Annotated in this window: 14 protein-coding genes; all 14 read left to right on the forward strand. The window is 33.6% G+C overall.

Going from position 1 to position 19075, the window contains the following annotated elements; translation table 11 throughout:
- The coding region (locus tag AC15TD_RS10590) for an SGNH/GDSL hydrolase family protein (RefSeq protein WP_484452116.1) at positions 1–483 on the forward strand (483 nt) is incomplete at its 5' end.
- Between the two features lie 2 nt (positions 484–485).
- Positions 486–1913 (forward strand): arylsulfatase, encoded by a 1428-nt coding sequence (locus AC15TD_RS10595; RefSeq protein WP_484452117.1) that lies wholly within the window; start codon positions 486–488, stop codon positions 1911–1913.
- A gap of 4 nt (positions 1914–1917) precedes the next feature.
- Complete coding sequence (locus AC15TD_RS10600) at positions 1918–3492, forward strand: sulfatase (RefSeq protein WP_484452118.1); 1575 nt, start codon at positions 1918–1920, stop codon at positions 3490–3492.
- Between the two features lie 27 nt (positions 3493–3519).
- Positions 3520–6006 (forward strand): beta-galactosidase GalB, encoded by a 2487-nt coding sequence (gene galB, locus AC15TD_RS10605; RefSeq protein WP_484452119.1) that lies wholly within the window; start codon positions 3520–3522, stop codon positions 6004–6006.
- 7 nt (positions 6007–6013) lie between these two features.
- Positions 6014–6937, forward strand: coding sequence for an alpha/beta hydrolase (locus tag AC15TD_RS10610; protein WP_484452120.1), 924 nt, complete (start codon positions 6014–6016; stop codon positions 6935–6937).
- Positions 6938–6955: 18 nt separating this feature from the next.
- Complete coding sequence (gene lacZ / locus AC15TD_RS10615) at positions 6956–10105, forward strand: beta-galactosidase, LacZ type (protein ID WP_484452121.1); 3150 nt, start codon at positions 6956–6958, stop codon at positions 10103–10105.
- Between the two features lie 21 nt (positions 10106–10126).
- Positions 10127–11143, forward strand: coding sequence for a glycoside hydrolase family 16 protein (locus tag AC15TD_RS10620; protein WP_484452122.1), 1017 nt, complete (start codon positions 10127–10129; stop codon positions 11141–11143).
- A gap of 35 nt (positions 11144–11178) precedes the next feature.
- Entirely contained in the window at positions 11179–12177 is a 999-nt protein-coding gene (locus AC15TD_RS10625; protein WP_484452123.1) for a family 43 glycosylhydrolase, read from the forward strand.
- A 104-nt stretch (positions 12178–12281) separates the two neighbouring features.
- Positions 12282–13814, forward strand: a complete 1533-nt coding sequence (locus AC15TD_RS10630) for a sulfatase family protein (protein ID WP_484452124.1) — start codon at positions 12282–12284, stop codon at positions 13812–13814.
- Positions 13815–14070: 256 nt separating this feature from the next.
- Complete coding sequence (locus AC15TD_RS10635) at positions 14071–15063, forward strand: GntR family transcriptional regulator (RefSeq protein WP_484452125.1); 993 nt, start codon at positions 14071–14073, stop codon at positions 15061–15063.
- A 9-nt stretch (positions 15064–15072) separates the two neighbouring features.
- The gene (locus tag AC15TD_RS10640; RefSeq protein WP_484452126.1) at positions 15073–15963 is read left to right on the forward strand and encodes an aldose epimerase family protein; all 891 of its coding nucleotides are present in this window, start codon (positions 15073–15075) and stop codon (positions 15961–15963) included.
- Between the two features lie 9 nt (positions 15964–15972).
- Entirely contained in the window at positions 15973–17124 is a 1152-nt protein-coding gene (gene galK / locus AC15TD_RS10645) for a galactokinase (RefSeq protein WP_484452127.1), read from the forward strand.
- Positions 17125–17142: 18 nt separating this feature from the next.
- A complete protein-coding gene (locus AC15TD_RS10650; RefSeq protein WP_484452128.1) occupies positions 17143–18162 on the forward strand; it encodes a UDP-glucose--hexose-1-phosphate uridylyltransferase in 1020 nt (339 codons plus the stop codon).
- A gap of 10 nt (positions 18163–18172) precedes the next feature.
- Positions 18173–18892: an SDR family NAD(P)-dependent oxidoreductase gene (locus AC15TD_RS10655; RefSeq protein WP_484452129.1), complete on the forward strand. Its 720-nt coding sequence runs from the start codon at positions 18173–18175 to the stop codon at positions 18890–18892.
- The last annotated feature ends 183 nt before the right edge of the window (positions 18893–19075 follow it).

Raw genomic sequence — 19075 nt, forward strand, 5'->3', positions numbered from 1 at the left:
AATGCGCAACATACAGGAACTGGACTATTAAAAATAGAAGAATGGTTAGAACATGAAAACTGGGATATTGTTCAATTTAACTGGGGTTTGTGGGATTTATGTTATCGCCATCCAGATTCAAAAGAATATGGTCAAAGAGATAAAATAAATGGTCAACTCGAATTTAGTGTTGCAGAATATGCTTCAAACCTAGATTCCATTGTATCTATTATAAAGGAAAAAACAAATGCTAAATTAATTTTTGTAACCACTACTTATGTACCCGAAAATGAACCAGGCAGACACAACAGTGACGTCCAAAAATATAATGATGCCGCAAAAGCTGTCATGAAAAAACATAACATCGCCATAAATGATATTTATGAGAAATCGGTTGATATTCATAATACATATGGAAATGGGTCTAAAGATGTTCATTATACTAAAGAAGGTTATAAAAAACTAAGCGAACTGATTATTAAATTTCTAGAAACCGTTATATAGTTATGAATGCAAGATATTTTATTATACTCATAACACTATTTATATCAACATCTTGTTTAGAGAGGAAGAAAGATGTTTCAAATATAACTAATAAACCAAACATTATTTATATTCTCGCTGATGATTTGGGCTATGGAGATTTAAGTTGTTATGGGCAAACAAATTTTTCAACACCAAACATTGATAAATTGGCAAAAGATGGTATGCTGTTCACTCAACATTATGCAGGTTCTGCAGTTTGTGCACCATCAAGATCTACTCTAATGACAGGGTTACATACGGGGCATACGCCTGTAAGAGGTAACAAAGAAGTGAGACCAGAAGGGCAATGGCCATTGCCAGATTCAACGTATACAGTTGCTGAACTTTTAAAAAGTCAAGGCTATGCTACAGGTGCTTTTGGAAAATGGGGATTAGGATTTCCTAACTCAGAAGGCGACCCATTAAAACAGGGTTTTGATACGTTTTATGGCTATAATTGCCAAAGATTGGGACATAATTATTATCCATATTATTTATGGGATAATACTAAAAAAGTCATGTTAGAAGGTAATACAGGATTTAATAAAGGCCAATATGCACCCAGTTTAATTCACCAAAAAGCTTTAGATTTTATTGATTCAAATAAAGACAAACCATTCTTCTTATTTTACCCGAGTATTATTCCTCATGCAGAATTAGTGGCGCCTAAAGAATATATGGATAAATATATTGGTACATTTGAGTCTGAAAAAAGTTTTGATGGTGTCGATGAAGGTGAAGGCTATAAAGATGGAGGATATGGTTCACAACAAAATGCACATGCTGCTTTTGCCGCTATGATTAATCTGTTGGACACTCAAGTAGGAGAAATTATGACTAAAATAAAAGATCTTGGTCTTGATGACAATACGGTTATTGTCTTTACTTCAGATAATGGTCCTCATAAAGAAGCTGGTGCAGATCCTGATTTTTTTGATAGTAATGGTGATTTAAGAGGATATAAACGGGATTTATATGAAGGCGGAATAAGAGTGCCTATGCTTGTAAAATGGCCTGGAAAAATAAAACCGGAAAGTAAAACAGTGCATATCTCCGCATTTTGGGATGTCATGCCTACTATTGCAGATGTTTTAGATGTGGAATTAAAACAGAATATAGATGGTATTTCTTTTCTCCCTACGCTTTTAGGTTCAGGGAAACAAATGAAACACGGGTCTTTATATTGGGAGTTTCATGAATTAGGCGGGCGTCAAGCCTTGAGAAAGGATAACTGGAAACTTGTAAAATATAATGTACAGAAAGACGGCGCCTATCAGCTCTACAACCTAAACAATGATCTGGGTGAAACAAAAGATTTAGCTTCAACAATGCCCGATAAAGTCAATGAATTAGCCAAAATTTTGGAATCAAGTAGAACAGAATCTAAGGTTTTTAAGTTTAAAAAATAAAAAAATGAAACTAGTAATTAAGATTATCATATTATCCATTATAGTAACTTCATGTAGATCGAAAGAACCCATAAAAAAGCCTAATATTCTATTTGTTTTAGTTGACGATTTAGGGTTAAAAGATCTCAGTTTTACAGGAAGTACATTTTATGAAACCCCTAATATCGATAAACTCGCCTCAAATAGCTTTGTGTTTACTCAGGGTTATGCCTGCAGCAGAGTGTGCAGTCCATCTCGCGCCAGTATTATGACAGGTCAATTTACAGCCAGACATGGAATTACTGATTGGATAGGAGCAGCATCAGGAGCAAATTGGCGCAAAAGGAACAGACAAGACAAATTACTACCGGCAGAATATATACATAATTTACCAAAAGATGATATATCACTGGCAGAAGCCATGAAAGCTAATGGCTATAAAACCTTCTTTGCAGGTAAATGGCATCTAGGAAAAGAAGGTTCTTATCCCGAAGATCATGGTTTCGAAATCAACAAGGGTGGTTGGGACAAAGGGAGTCCTGCAGGTGGCTACTTTTCACCTTTTAAAAACCCTAAATTAAAAGACAACTATGATGGCGAAAATTTGTCGATGCGATTAGCTAAGGAAACGGCTGATTTTATTGAACAAAACAAAGACCAACCGTTTTTTGCCTTTTTATCATTTTATGCCGTTCACGGACCAATACAAACAACACAAGACAAATGGAATAAGTATCAAGATAAGGCAAACGCTCAAGGTTTAAAAGAAAACGGGTTTATTATGGAGCGTAAATTACCGATTAGACAAACTCAAGATAATCCAATTTATGGTGGTTTGGTAGAAAGTATGGATGATGCTGTAGGCGTTGTTTTAAAGACGCTTGAAGACTTAAATCTGGATGATAACACGATTGTTGTGTTTACTTCTGATAATGGTGGTGTTGCCTCGGGAGATTCTTTTTCTACGTCAAATTTACCGCTTCGTGGTGGTAAAGGATATCAATGGGAAGCAGGAATAAGAGAACCTTATTTTATTTATGTGCCAGGGCAAAAAACTAATGGAAAACAAAGTGATTATCCGGTGACAGGAGCCGATTTTTATCCCACACTTTTGGATTATGCTAATATCGAATTACTGAATACCCAACATAAAGATGGCATCAGTTTAAAATCAATTATTGAAGAGGGGAAAACTCTGGAACAAAGACCATTATATTGGCACTATCCACATTATGGGAATCAAGGCGGTGATCCGTCATCCATAATCAGAGAAGGAAAATGGAAATTAATCCATTATTATGAGGATGGTAATAATGAACTCTATGATTTAGGTTTAGATCCATACGAGCAGGATAATGTAGCTGATGATTTTCCTGAAATCACCAATAAATTAAGTCTTCAACTAAAAAATTGGCTTGTAGAAGTAAAGGCCTTATATCCAGAAAAAGATGATCAATTTGATGTTGATAAACGAAAAGAATATGAAGATAGAATCGTGAATAAACTCATGCCCAAACTAGAAAAGGAGCGTTTGGAGATGCTGTCAGAAAATTTTCAACCCAATGAAGATTGGTGGGGCAGTAAAGTAACTAAAGATTAATTCAAAGAACGATAAAGAAGGGAAATTATGACTCATAAGTTCATATGTATAAATTTATTTGTTCCAATTTATTTATTGCTTGCTGTAAGTTGTAATTCAACAAAAGAACAAACTAGGGAGCGGTTATCATTTAATGAAGGTTGGTTATTTGAAAAAACAGAAGACACTTTAGCTTCAAAAGTGGATTATGACGATTCTAATTGGAGACAATTATCAGTTCCACATGATTGGGCTATAGAAGGCCCTTTCAAACCTGAATATAATCCTAGAACGGGTGGACTTCCCATTTTTGGAAAAGCATGGTACCGCAAACATTTTGTGATTGATAAATCGAAAAGAGGAAGCATCGTTACCATTGAATTTGATGGTGTTATGAACAATTCCACCATTTATATTAATGGCAAAAAAGTGTACTCTAGACCCTATGGCTATATTGGTTTTCAAATTGACATAACGCCATATATCCATTTTGGAGAGGACAATACAGTTGCAGTAAGTGTGAATCCAGAAGCGCTTTCGGCAAGGTGGTATCCGGGTGCTGGAATTTACAGAAACGTATGGATGGAAATTCAAAACCCAGTCCATATTAAGCATTGGGGAACTCAAATTGCAACGTCTGAAATAACTAAAGACAAGGCTCAAGTTACTGTTGAAACGAAGGTAATCAATGAACTCAAAAATTTCAAAGGAAATTATCAAATTAAAACTAGTTTGTATGATGCAGATAGTATTGAAGTTTCATCAACAATCACAGACTTTAAATTCCAGAATAATCAATCGCAGATAGTACAACAATTGGAAATTGCCAATCCAAAGTTATGGGATTTTGAATCACCTCATTTATACAAAGCTGTTTCTACTATTTACAAAAATAATATAGCGGTCGATAATTACAATACCAGTTTCGGTATTAGAACCATTGAATTTACAAGAAAAGGTTTCTTTTTAAATGGCAGATATGAAAAAATTAAAGGGGTTTGTTTACATAATGATTTAGGGCCTCTTGGTGCTGCAGTGAACTATAGAGCCACTGAGCGCCAGTTGGAAATTTTAAAGGAAATGGGAGTCAATGCCATTAGAACATCTCACAACCCAACGTCGCCAGAGCAATTGGAGCTTTGTGATAAAATGGGATTATTGGTGCAAGCAGAAGCTTTTGATTGCTGGGAAATAGGGAAAACTGAAAACGATTATAACAAGCATTGGAATCAATGGCATGAAGAAGATTTGCGCGATATGATTAAACGAGATAGAAACCATCCATCAATTATTATGTGGAGTATTGGTAATGAAGTGAGAGAACAAAAAATGGATAATGGGTATCTTATTGCGAAAAAGTTGGTGGAAATTTGTAAAGATGAAGACCCAAGTAGGCCTACCACTTCAGGGTTTAACAACCTTTCAATTGCTATAAAAAACGGACTTGCAGAAGTAGTAGATTTAGTAGGTGCTAATTATAAACCTACACAGTATGCAGATGTCATGAAAGCGCATCCAGATTGGATTGTTTATGGTTCCGAAACAGCATCTACGGTATCATCAAGAGGTGTATATCATTTGCCATTAAAAAAGTATGATAAACACGAATCTTTGCAAGTAAGTAGTTATGATATTAATAGTCCAAATTGGGCATATCCGCCAGATGTTGAGTTTCATTTTCAAGATTCTTTACCTAATATCACGGGAGAGTTTGTCTGGACTGGATTTGACTATTTAGGAGAACCTACGCCTTATGGTGGTAAGGATAATTTAACACATGGTAACTGGGATGTCGATTGGCCTTCAAGAAGTTCTTATTTTGGGATTGTTGATTTAGCTGGATTCCCTAAAGATCGTTTTTATTTGTATCAAAGTCAATGGACTACAAAACCTATGGTACATATTTTACCTCACTGGAACTGGGAAGGAACAGGGATTAAAGAAGTTCCTGTATATTGTTATACCAATGGTGATGAAGCCGAGTTATTTCTAAATGGGAAATCGCTAGGTCGAAAAATAAAAGGGATAGATAAAACTAGAATCCCTGTTAAATTTGGCGCATGGAAAAATCGTCCTAAATATTTTGATTCTCCCTACCGATTACATTGGAATGTCCCTTATGAAGCAGGCGAACTTGAAGTAGTAGCCTATAAAGACGGGCAGGAGGTTGCTAGAAAATCTATAAAAACGGCAAAAGTGCCATATAAAATTGAACTCATAGCAGACAGGGATGTCATCAAGGCTGATGGAGAAGATTTATCATTCATAACGGTTAAAATTGAAGATGAAAATTCAGTTTTCTGTCCGCTAGCTGATAATAAGATTGATTTTAAAGTTACAGGACCAGCAGTAATTGCAGCCGTGGGTAATGGAAATGCGGCTTCAACAGAACCATTTCAAGCTAATTATAGAAAAGCGTTTAATGGCTTGTGTCTTTTAGTTGTTAAAAGTAAAAAAGGGATATCTGGAGAAATTAAGATTGAAGTCTCTTCAGAGAGTTTAAAGTCAAAACAAATTACTTTAACAGCACAATAATTAAAATATGAAGATTAACTACATAAATAGAAGCATTTTAATTTTTTCAATATTAATAGGCTATCACCAGTTTATATATTCTCAAAATAAAGAAATTGAGTTATGGGATTCAGAAATTCCTGGAGCGATTGAAGCAACTGATTATAAAGTAATAAATGATACAATATTAGACCGAGTAAGTAGGGTTATAACCCCAACACTAACGGTTTTTGTTCCTGACAAACCCAATGGATCGGCTATGATAATTTGCCCTGGTGGAGGCTATGCGTATTTAGCAATTAACAAAGAGGGGTATAAAGTTGCCGAATGGCTTAATACACTGGGCATTACTGCATTTGTTTTAAAATACAGGTTACCAAGTGATGTCATCATGAAAGACAAATCCATAGGTCCATTACAAGATGCACAAGAGTCTATAAGATATGTAAAGCGACATGCAGATAGATGGCAGATTAATCAAGAAAAAATTGGCATCATAGGATTTTCTGCTGGTGGTCACTTAGCTTCAACACTAGCTACCCATTATAACGATGAAGTCTATAAGGTAAAAGATAGTTTAAGTGCAAAACCTAATTTCAGCCTTTTAATTTACCCCGTTATTTCAATGACTGACAAAATAGCGCACAAAGGGTCTCGAAATAACCTTTTAGGCCCTAATCCATCTAAAGCGTTAAAAGAAAAATTTTCTAGTGAGATGCAAACAGATTCATTAACACCGCCTAGTTTCCTTATTCATGCTACTAACGACAAAGTTGTACCAGTTGAAAATAGTATGGTATATTATTTAGCATTAAAGGAGAACAATGTTTCGACAGAGCTTCATATCTACCAAGATGGTAAACATGGCTTTGGCTTAGGAAAAGAAGGAACAAATCAATATTGGACCAAACCATGTGAAATTTGGCTTCGAATAAATAAGTATATAAATTAAAATTTAATAATTATCGTCATGAGAATAAATCATTATCTAATAATTCTATTAACAGTAATAACTGTTTTATCGTGTAAAAAAGAAGTTGTTGAGAAACCAATTTATGTAGCTGATAAATGGGAAAGCCCAGAATGGGAAAATCCGGAAATTTTTCAAATAAATAGAGAGGAACCGACTGCCTCGTTTTATAAATATTTAGATAAAGCAGAGGCACTAAAAAATGATAGTTGGCAAAATTCATCCTTATACAAATCACTAAATGGCACTTGGAATTTCTATTATGCAGATAGCATTCAGGCACGGCCAACTGATTTTTATAAAAATGATTTTGATATAAGAGGTTGGGACACAATAGAAGTGCCATCAAATTGGGAGATGAAAGATTTTGGTATTCCTGTTTATACCAATATAAAATATATGTTTCCTGCTAACCCGCCATATATTCCGCATAATTTAAACAACAACGGAAGCTATAAAAAAACATTTGAGATTCCAGAAAATTGGGATGGAAAGGATATTTATTTACATTTTGCAGGCGTTAGTGGCGCCATGTACGTTTGGTTAAATGGCGAAATGGTTGGTTATAATGAAGGTAGTAAGACGGCAGCTGAATTTAAAATTACAGATATAGTAAAAAAAGGCACTAATAATTTAGCAGTTCAAGTGATGCGCTGGTCTGATGCTAGTTATATGGAAGACCAGGATTTTTGGCGATTATCTGGTATCGAACGCGACGTGTATGTGTACGCCACAAATAAAATAACGTTAAGAGATTTTAGAGTTATTGCCGATTTAGAGAACGATTTTAAAGATGGTGTCTTAAATCTTAATTTAGAAGTTGATAATAACACCAAATCTTCAGTTGAAAAATCGATTGAGGTTAAACTTATGGATGGTGCCACTGAAGTGTATTCAGAGAGTAAAACAGTTAATTTAACCCAAGGGACGAATGACATTGATTTTATTAAAACAATAGCTAATGTAAAATCTTGGAATGCCGAACAGCCAAATTTATATATCCTACTTATCTCAGTAAACGGTGAATCTACGGCAGTTAAAGTTGGATTTAGAAATATAAAAATTGAAAATAGTCAGTTTTTAGTGAATGGAAAACCTGTTTTAATTAAAGGGGCTAATTTACATGACCACAGTGACACCGAAGGCCATGTAGTTTCTGAAGCGTTAACACTTAAAGACATGGAGGTTATGAAGCGGAATAACCTAAATGCTATTCGTTGTAGCCATTATCCAAAAGACCCCCATTTCTATAGGTTAGCAGATAAGTATGGCTTTTATGTGGTTGATGAGGCTAATATAGAAACTCATGGTATGGGCGCTACTAATCAAGGATTAGACAATAACAAAAAAAAGCAATCCGTTCATCCGGCATATTTACCAACATGGAAAGAAGCACATTTGGACAGAACTATTAGAATGTTTGAACGCGACAAAAATCATCCAAGTATTGTAACGTGGTCTTTAGGAAATGAAGCTGGAAACGGTGATAATTTTTACGCTACCTACGCTTGGTTAAAGGAAAACGACACCACACGCCCTACACAATATGAAGGCGCTACTGGTTACGAAAACACTGATATTCAAGCGCCTATGTATTGGCCTATTGAAAAAATGATTGCATATGCTGAAAAAAACCCTACACGGCCATTAATTCAATGTGAATACGCTCATGCTATGGGGAATAGTGTTGGAAACCTTCAGGATTATTGGGATGTTATAGAAAAGTACGATATAATGCAAGGTGGTTTTATTTGGGATTGGGTTGACCAAGGTATTTTAACCGAAAATGAAAAAGGTGAAAAATTCTGGGCCTATGGAGGCGACTTAGGTGGCTTTGATTTGCAAAATGATCAAAATTTCTGTTTAAATGGTATAGTGAACCCTGATAGAACAGCACATCCATCGCTATATGAAGTTAAAAAAGTTTACCAGTATATTAAATTTAAACCATCAAATTTAAAAAAAGGCGAAATTGAAATTAAAAACATCTATGATTTTACTAATTTAAATAATTATAATTTTTCCTGGAAATTATTAGAAAATGGTTTGGAAGTTGCTCAAGGCTTAGTACCTCAATTAGATATAGCATCATATCAATCTCAAAAAGTAAAAATTGATTTGCCTATTTTAGAAAATAATACTGCAGAATATCATTTAAATGTGTATGCAAAAACTAAAAACACTTCTGAATTAATACCTCAAGATCATATTGTTGCCTATGAGCAATTTGAACTTTATAAACCAAAATCATCAGTATTACTTTCACAATCTGATAAACAAATAAATTTACATGAAGTAGACAATACGATTTCAATAAGTAGTGACGATTTTAAAATAATATTCAATAAAGAAAGTGGTCTTGTAACTGATATTGACTATGGTTCTGGAAATATAGTATTACAAGGTTTAAAACCAAATTTTTGGCGTGCTACCACAGATAATGATTTCGGGTTTAAAATGCCAAACAAGCTAGGCGTATGGAAAGATGCTACCAACAATCAAGAATTGGTTTCAGTGACAAGTAAAAATCTTAAAAATAATACAGTTCAAATTGAAACATTATACAATCTCCCTTCTGTAAAGGGTAATGTAGCTATACATTATACCATAAATGGAAAAGGAGAAATACTTATAGAAACAAATCTAAATGATATTAAAAATGATCTACCTGTAATTCCAAGAATAGGTAATAATTTCATTATTAAAAACGAATACAATAAAGTACAATGGTTCGGTAGAGGTCCTCATGAGAATTATCAAGACAGAAACACCTCTGCTTTAGTAGGAAAATATGAAGCGCAAGTCTCAGATTTGTATTTCCCATATATCCGCCCGCAAGAGAATGGGTATAAAACCGATACTCGTTGGGTGTCATTTACTGATAGCACAGGAAAAGGAATAAAAATTGAAGGGGTTAACAATATAAGTTTTAGTGCACACCATCAATATAACAGTGATTTTGATGCTGGCGAAAAGAAGCAACAACGTCATACCACTGATATTAAAGAAAAATCATTTGTAAACATTAATATTGATTATAAACAAATGGGTGTAGGCGGAGATACCAGTTGGGGTAAAATGCCTCATCCCGAGTATAGAATTAAACCAGAAAATTTATCGTATGGTTATATAATTAAGCCAATAAAATAACGGCTTTGTAATTCAAAATATATGAAAACAATTAAAACGCTATTTCGTATTTTTTCATTTACAACAAGTATTATGTTAATTATTAGTTGTGAAACTGGTAATAAAAACTCAAATGCGAATTCGGTAAGTCAATCTGTAAATATTACGGATTTAAATCCTTTTAAACCTGATGTTGCGCAACCAGAAAAAGAGATTAATGGATATCGTTTGGTCTTTAATGATGAATTTAATCATGAAGGCCCTATGAAGGAAGCGTATTGGAATGCTGAGGTTGGATTTAAGAGGAATAATGAACATCAATGGTATCAGTCTAAAAACGCTGTTTGTACAGGTGGTAGACTTATAATTACCGCAAAAAAAGAACAAGTGATAAATCCTGATTATGAAAAAGATAGTCCTAATTGGAAAAAGAACAGAGAATATGCTGAATATACCTCTGCAAGTTTTATCACAAAAAGGGAATATCATCAAAAGTATGATTCGATAATGATGATCATGCGAGCAAAACTACCATTAAAAACAGGTGGTGACGAAGATTATGGAGTTTGGCCAGCATTTTGGACTACAGGTGCGGGGTCTTGGCCTCATGGTGGGGAAATTGATATCATGGAATATTATACAGAACGTATGATGGCCAATTTTGCTTATAAAGGACAAGGAACCACTAAATGGAAGGGTAATAAAGAAGAAAATGCTTCAAACTCTTACATAAAAAACATTATTAACGGAACCGCCATAGGTTTTAATGCAGACAAAGACTGGTTACAGAAATACCATGTTTGGAAACTTATAGGTAACGGGCAATGGTTAACGGTGTATCTTGATGATGTTTTTATGTCTAGAATAGAACTAGACACCAAGAATATAGATACTTCAAAATTGGAATATCCATTTAAAGGAAATACTTGTAACTATTGGATTAATCTGGCTGTTGGAGGAAATCCTCATCCAGATTTAGAAAAATTTGAAAAGACTGAATTTCCACGTCAATATGAAATTGATTATGCTCGAATTTACGTTATGAATAATAAAAATTAGATGGGAATTATTTGAAAATAAATGGGAAGCAAAAAATGAGTAATTTATATTTAAAATGGATGTTATTAAGTTTGGGTTTAATCACATTGATGAACCCTGTTTTTTCTCAAAAAAACCAAAAGTATAATTCATTTAAACCTGGCGGAGAGTGGTTAGATACAGATGGAGTACATATTGATTGTCACGGAGGGAATATCATTTATGTAGATCATTTAGAAACGTATTACTGGTATGGAGAGCATCGTGGGGAACCAAGAGGGGCATCGTGTTATTCTTCTAAAGATCTTTATAATTGGAAAAAGGAAGGAGTTGTTATAGAAAAAGGAGATATAAAAATTTTCGAACGACCCAAAGTTGTTTACAATGAATCAAATGGACAATATGTGATGTGGTTTCATTATGATGGGGTATTAAATGATCGCAATTATGGCATAGCAGAACTGGGTATAGCAGTAAGCAAAAGTCCTACAGGGCCATTTATAGTTCAAGATCATTATCGTCCCAATGGTCACGAATCTAGAGATATTGGAATGTATTTTGAGCCAGACACAAAAAAGGCCTATATAGGTTATGCAGCCGACCATGTTAATCGAACTATCCGTATGGTAGAATTATCTGATAATTATCTAAATACAACGACCAACGATGTGGATATTGAAGCCCATTGTGAAGGTCCTGGAATTTTAAAAAAAGACGGAATCTTCTATCTATTAACAAGTCAATGTTCAGGTTGGACACCTAACCCTGGAACCTACTATACGGCATCAAATGTCATGGGGCCATATACCTCCAAAGGGAGTCCCTTTATAGGAGATGCTGGTAACAACTCATTTAATTCTCAACCCTGTTTTATTTTTAAAATCCCTGGTTACAGGGACGCTTATCTCTATATGGGAGACCGTTGGAATGGAGGCGGACGTCCAGAATCACAGTATGTATTTTTACCTATTACGATTACAGAAGAAGGTAAAATGGAGATACACTGGCGTAATGAATGGGATTTAAGCGTATTTACTCCAACAAAGAGAAACTGAATATAGCTTTAAATAATGAAGATGACTTTGTTGAAATTATAAGAGTTAATTAAGAATTTTATGAGTAACAATTAAAAATACGATATAAGATAATAAGCAATAAGATGAGAGCCATATATACATGTTTTGTTGTTTTGATAGTGATGATTTTTAGTTGTAAACAGCCCAAAACTCAAATTGAAGAAAAGACTCAAAATAAACCCAATCTGCTAATTATTTTTACCGATGAACATAGGCGACAAGCCATGGAATTTTGGCAGCATCCGGAGTACAGTGGCGTAATAAATGGTAACAGTGATCCAGTAATTACACCTAATCTTAATAAACTGGCTTCCGAAGGTGTCGTTTTTACACAGGGCATGAGTACGCATCCTGTTTGCAGTCCACATCGAGCAATGCTACTTAGTGGGAGGTTTGCCACAGAAAATGGCGTCTGGATGAATTGCGTTGATGGCAGAGACACCGATCTCAAAGAAGAGCTTGAATGCTTTACCGATGCACTATATAAAGAAGGATATAATACAGCCTATTTTGGAAAAGCCCATTGGATTAAACCGACCAAAGTTTTTGATGAAGATTTTAATTACGTGGGGACAACAAACGCTCCAGGGGGATATTTACCTAATAGATATGACATCTATATTCCACCTGGGCCGGACAGACATAGCATCGAATATTGGTATCAAGTAATTAAAGACAATCATTTTTCGCAGTATGTTTATTCAAGCGATCCAGATCTTATAGCTGGTAAAAGTGATGGAGAAATGTATAATACAACTGAATTTTCCTCAAAACATGAAGCTCGAACCATTATTGATTACCTAAAAAACAATCGTCAGCAACGCGATTCCAAGAAACCTTTTTGTGTTACATGGTCCCTTAATCCACCGCATCCGCCTTACGATTCGGTCGATGATTGCGAAGAAGAGTCATATAATCTTTATAAAAGCATGACTCATAACGAACTTTTTAACCGTCCAAATAGTACAAATAAAGCATCAGATCTTAACGCTAAGGTTTATTATGCCAATGTAACTTCAACCGATAAGTATATTGGTCAGGTTCTGGATGCACTTGACACTCTTGGATTAGGAGATAATACACTTGTTGTCTTTACTTCCGATCATGGAGAGATGTTAGGAAGCCATGGCAGAATGCAAAAGAATTGCGAATATGAAGAGGCCTTTGGGGTGCCACTTATTATGCGATATCGCAATAGACTGAAGCACAATATTGATGATTTGATTATAGGCACCACAGATTTATATCCTACGTTTTTCGGTCTTATGGGATTAAATCAATTAATACCGGAAGATGTTTCTGGAACAAATTATGCCGATATTATCATAGACCCAAAGGCTGATACTGCTTATCGACCAATTTCTACACCTTTCATTTCAATTGAAGGCAATAAAAAAGGGGTAAGAACAAAACAATACACCTTTACGGTTTATGGGAATGGTGAGATAACACTCTTCAATAATTTAAATGATCCTTATCAGCAAACTAATCTTAACTGGAGTTCTTTACCTGCTGAAGATCAACAGATGTTAAGTCAGCAATTAGGTTACTGGCTTAAATTATCCAATGATCCTTGGGTTAATGAGGGCAGAAGTTCAGATATTATTGATTACTAGGTATCAATGAAAAATAATTCTTGAAAATGTATATGTTATCTTATGGATAGGAGGTGAACTTTATAATACTACCGATACATCCAACGGATATCATTTTATTTGTAAAAACATTGATGAAAAGCCTGTAAATTTAGAATAGCACAAGCATTTTAAAATAGTTTAGTTCTTAATCAGTACCAATTAATAAAAAATAAAAACCTACTAGAACGTACTAGTATGATATTAAATAATATTTTCTATATTTGTTACTCAGGTTATGATAAAAATTAAAAACAAAATAGGAACTCCTAAATACAAACAAATTGTTAATTCTATTGAAGAGTTAATTGTCTCAGGTGCCTTAAAAAAGGGAGACATGATACCTTCTATAAATAAAATAAAAAACGACAATAAACTTTCTAGAGATACTGTTTTGATAGCTTATAAAGAGCTTAAAAATAGAGGTGTTATTCAATCTATTGTAGGTAAAGGGTATTATGTGTTAAGTGAAAACATAAATATTACACAAAAAATATTTTTACTGTTTGATGAGTTAAATTCCTTTAAAGAAGATCTATATAATTCATTCTTAGAAAACTTAGGAGATAATATTAAAGTAGAAATCTATTTTCATCATTTCAATGAGAATATTTTTACTAAATTAATTCGGGATAATACTGGAGACTATAATTATTATGTAATTATGCCAGCAAATATTAAAAATGCCCATGATTTTATAAGAGAGTTGCCAAGTAATAAAGTATACATATTAGATCAAATTCATGAAGATTTATTAGAGTACCCAGCCATTTATCAAAATTTTGAAAATACAATTTATGATAACCTTTATAAAGCGTATCACCTTATAGAAAAATATAAAAAACTTGTTTTAATCTTTTCCGAAGATAAACAACCCCAAGGCATGCTTAAAGGATTCAAGAGCTTTTGTAAAAAAAATAAAATGTCTTTTGAAATCATAAACTCTTTACAAAATAAGAATCTAGAAGCTGGCGAATTATATATTGTACCGGATGATAAAAGCTTACTTAAGCTCATCAAAAAAATGAGACAAAAAACATTTGTACTCGCAAAAGATATAGGTGTGATATCATATAATGACACCCTGCTTAAAGAAATTGTCGAAGGTGGTATAACCACTATCTCGACAGATTTCAATGCTATGGGCAAACGATTGGCTGAAATGATTTTGAACAGAGAGCATGTTCAAATTGAGAACCCTCATCATTTAATTATTAGAAATTCTTTATAAAAAATAAAAATGTTTAAAATTAAACACGATAGAGATTTAAATCATTTAGAAATTAAAAATTCTAAAAATAATATATATGCTAAAATCTATCTGAATGATGGCGGAAGTTTACAAGAGCTAGTTTTAAACAATCATCATATTATAAAAGATTTAAGTCCTTTAACCTATCAGAATACCTATGCCTCATCAATTTTATTTCCATTTGCTAATAGAATAAAGGATGGAACATATCAATTTGAGGGTAATACCTATCAATTTGATATCAATGAACCTCATAATCATAATGCACTACACGGATTGGTTTATAATAAAACTTTTGAGCTTATTGATGAAAAGACCACCGAAACATATGCATCAGTTAAGCTCATATATCATGAAAGAAATAGATCCAATGGTTTCCCTTTTAATTATTCGATTTGTCTAGAGTATATTTTAACAGAAAGCGGATTAGATTTAAATGTAGAAATAAAAAATACCGATTCTAAAATATTTCCCTTCACTTTAGGTTGGCATCCATATTTTTTAAGTAGTGACCTGTATAATAGTTCATTTATTTTTGATTCTAACTTAAAATTAAAATTGGATAGTCGCAATATCACTGAAAAAATTGTGCCTAATGGATTTGCCGATGGCTTTAAAGTAAATAATCAATCATTAGATGATTGTTTTATTTTGGATTCTAATAACACTTTATTCATTACACCAGCGTATATTTTAGAGTTAAAATCCTCAGAAAAAGATTGCTTTTTACAACTATATACCCCACCCCATGATAATACCATTGCCATAGAACCAACCACAGGTGTTTCAGATAGTTTTAATAATAAAATTGGATTAAAAACTTTAAAACCGAATGAAACTTATAACATAAGTTGGACAATAGACATAAGAAATAACTAAACTATAATTATGAATACCAATTTAATACACAAGATAAAAACGAGTTATAAAGAGACGTTTAAAACAGAGCCTCTTATGATATTCTCTCCAGGTAGAATTAATATTATCGGAGAGCATACCGATTATAATGATGGTTTTGTATTTCCTGCGGCTGTAGATAAAGGTATTGTAGCCGCCATTGGAAAGAGTGATTCAAAGAATTCATCAATAGCGTTCGCTGTTGATAAAAATGAGATCGTAAAGATTTATTTAAATGATTTAAAACCATCAGCCGAAGGAAGCTGGGAAAACTATGTATTGGGCGTTGTTGCAGAAATTCAAAACCGAAGTAAAACGATTGGTAATTTCAATATCGCTTTTGGAGGTGATATTCCTGGAGGTGCAGGAATGTCCTCATCGGCTGCTTTAGAGAATAGTGTGGTTTTTGGGCTTAATGAATTATTCGATTTGGGTTTATCTAAAGAAGATATGATTTTAATTTCCCAAAAGGCAGAACACAATTATGTTGGTGTAAAATGCGGTATTATGGATCAATACGCCAGTATGTTTGGTATTGAAAACCATGCCTTATTACTAGATTGCAGAACCGTAAAATCGAAACCTTTTAAAATCGATTTTAAAGACCATGAGCTCCTTTTAATTAATACCAATGTAAAGCATAGTTTATCTGATAGTGCTTATAATGACAGACGTTCGGTTTGCGAATCTGTTGCAAGTATGCTTAATGTAAAAGCTTTAAGAGATGCTACTGAATTTGATTTAGAATCTATAAAAGATAAAGTAACCCCAGAAAACTATCAAAAAGCCTTATATGTAATACAGGAAAATGAACGTGCTGTTAAAGCATCAAAAGCCATGGAAGCAGGCGATTTAAAAACTTTAGGAAAACTAATTTATGCATCACATAACGGACTTCAAAAACAATATAAAGTAAGCTGTGAAGAATTGGATTTTTTAGTTGAGCAAGCCAAATTAAATGGACATGTTTTAGGGGCCAGAATGATGGGTGGTGGTTTTGGTGGCTGTACTATTAATTTAATTCAAAAATCAGAAACAGCCTCTTTTAAAACATTTGTTTCAGAAGCATACCAAAATCAATTTAACAAAGAATGTTCTATATATTACGTTAAACTTTCAAACGGTACAGGCATTATTCAATAAAGAATCAAGCAGAATATTATGAATACAGATTTACAAGATTACTCACATAAACGCTTAAACATCCTTACAGGAGAATGGGTGTTGGTATCGCCACATCGTGCTAAACGTCCATGGCAAGGGCAAAATGAAGCCGTTTCAAAAGAAGTAAGACCTAGTTATGATGAAAGCTGTTATTTGTGCGCAGGCAATACAAGAATTAATGGAGAACAAAATCCAAAATACGAAGACGTATTTGTTTTTACCAATGATTTTGCAGCCTTACAAAATGACTCTAAACAATTTGAATTAAAGGAAGGTCTTCTTGTAGCTCAAAGTGAACAAGGCATTTGTAAAGTGATATGTTTTAGCCCTGACCACTCGAAAAGTTTGGCTGATATGGATCCAAAAGACATCACTAAAGTAGTTAATGCATGGCAAAACGAATACAAGTCACTCGGATCCAAGCCTAACATAAATTACGTTCAGATATTTGAAAATAAAGGCGCTGTCATGGGTTGCAGCAATCCGCATCCTCATGGACAAATATGGAGTCAATCAACCTTGCCTAATGAAGTAGATAAAAAGAATACACAGCAGTTAAAATATTACAAAAAGAATAAGCGTAGTCTATTAGCTGATTATTTGTCTCAAGAGTTGGAAAAACAAGAACGTATTATTTTTGAAAACGCATCTTTCGTTGTGCTAGTCCCATTTTGGGCCATATGGCCATTTGAGACGATGATTGTACCTAAAAAGGCTCAAAAGAATATTTTGGAAATGACCGATGAGGAAGCCAATCTTTTTGCTGAAGCTATTTCAGTTATCACCAAAGTATATGATAAACTATTCAATACATCGTTTCCCTACTCAAGTGGTATTCATCAGGCACCAACGAATGGAGAAGATAATAATCACTGGCATTGGCATATGAGTTTTTATCCGCCACTGCTAAGAAGCGCAACCGTTAAGAAATTTATGGTTGGTTATGAAATGTTTGGCTCGCCCCAACGAGATATTACTGCAGAAATAGCAACACAAAAACTAAGAGAATTATTATAATACTTCAGGGATGAAATTTGATGATTTACTTGATAAAAATATTCTTGTAACCGGAGCTACGTCTGGTATTGGAAAATGTTTAACTATCAAACTAATTGAAAATGGGGCTAATGTGGCTTTCTGTGGTAGATCTGCTGATAAGATGACTAAACTCTTGGCAGAAATTAAAGGTGCAAAAAGCAATTTTTTTTATAAAGTGTTCGATATAACTAATGAGGACGAAATTATGGCATTTGTAGCTGAAGCGACCTCAAATATAGGAACATTTGATGTTCTTGTAAATTGTGCTGGAGCCAATACCGCTCGATCTTTAGTTTCAAATATAAAAACGATGGATTTGGAGTATATGTTGAAGGTGAATACCATCGCACCATTTGTTTTTATTAGAGAAGTATACAAGAAAATGGAGATTGTAAAAAGGGGAACGATTATAAATGTATTATCTACGGTTTGCAATTTTTCAAATGAGGGGATTGGTGCCTATACTGCTTCTAAAGCCAGTTTTGATGCATTAGTTAAAGTTTTTAGAAAAGAAGTAAGACTTAGTAATGTGAAAGTTTGTTCTATATATCCTGGAGGCACAAATACAGCTTTTAGAGAAACAAATAAACCAGAATATTTGGAAGTGGAAAGCGTTGTCCAGGCAATATTTACGATGATATTAACTGATTCAAACACATCTATTGATGAATTAGTTATTAGACCAATGATAGAGAAAAATTATATTTAAAAGGATATTTTTTATCCTTAGATTTTTTAATAATAAACAAAATAACTAACTAAATTATTATGACATCAAATTTTGAATTTTGGGATTACTTTATTTTTATTGCCTATGCGGTATTAATATTGGGAGTAGGACTTTGGGTTTCCAGGGATAAAAAGGGCCATCAAAAGAATGCTGAGGATTACT

The sequence above is a fragment of the Yeosuana sp. genome, assembly GCF_057126245.1.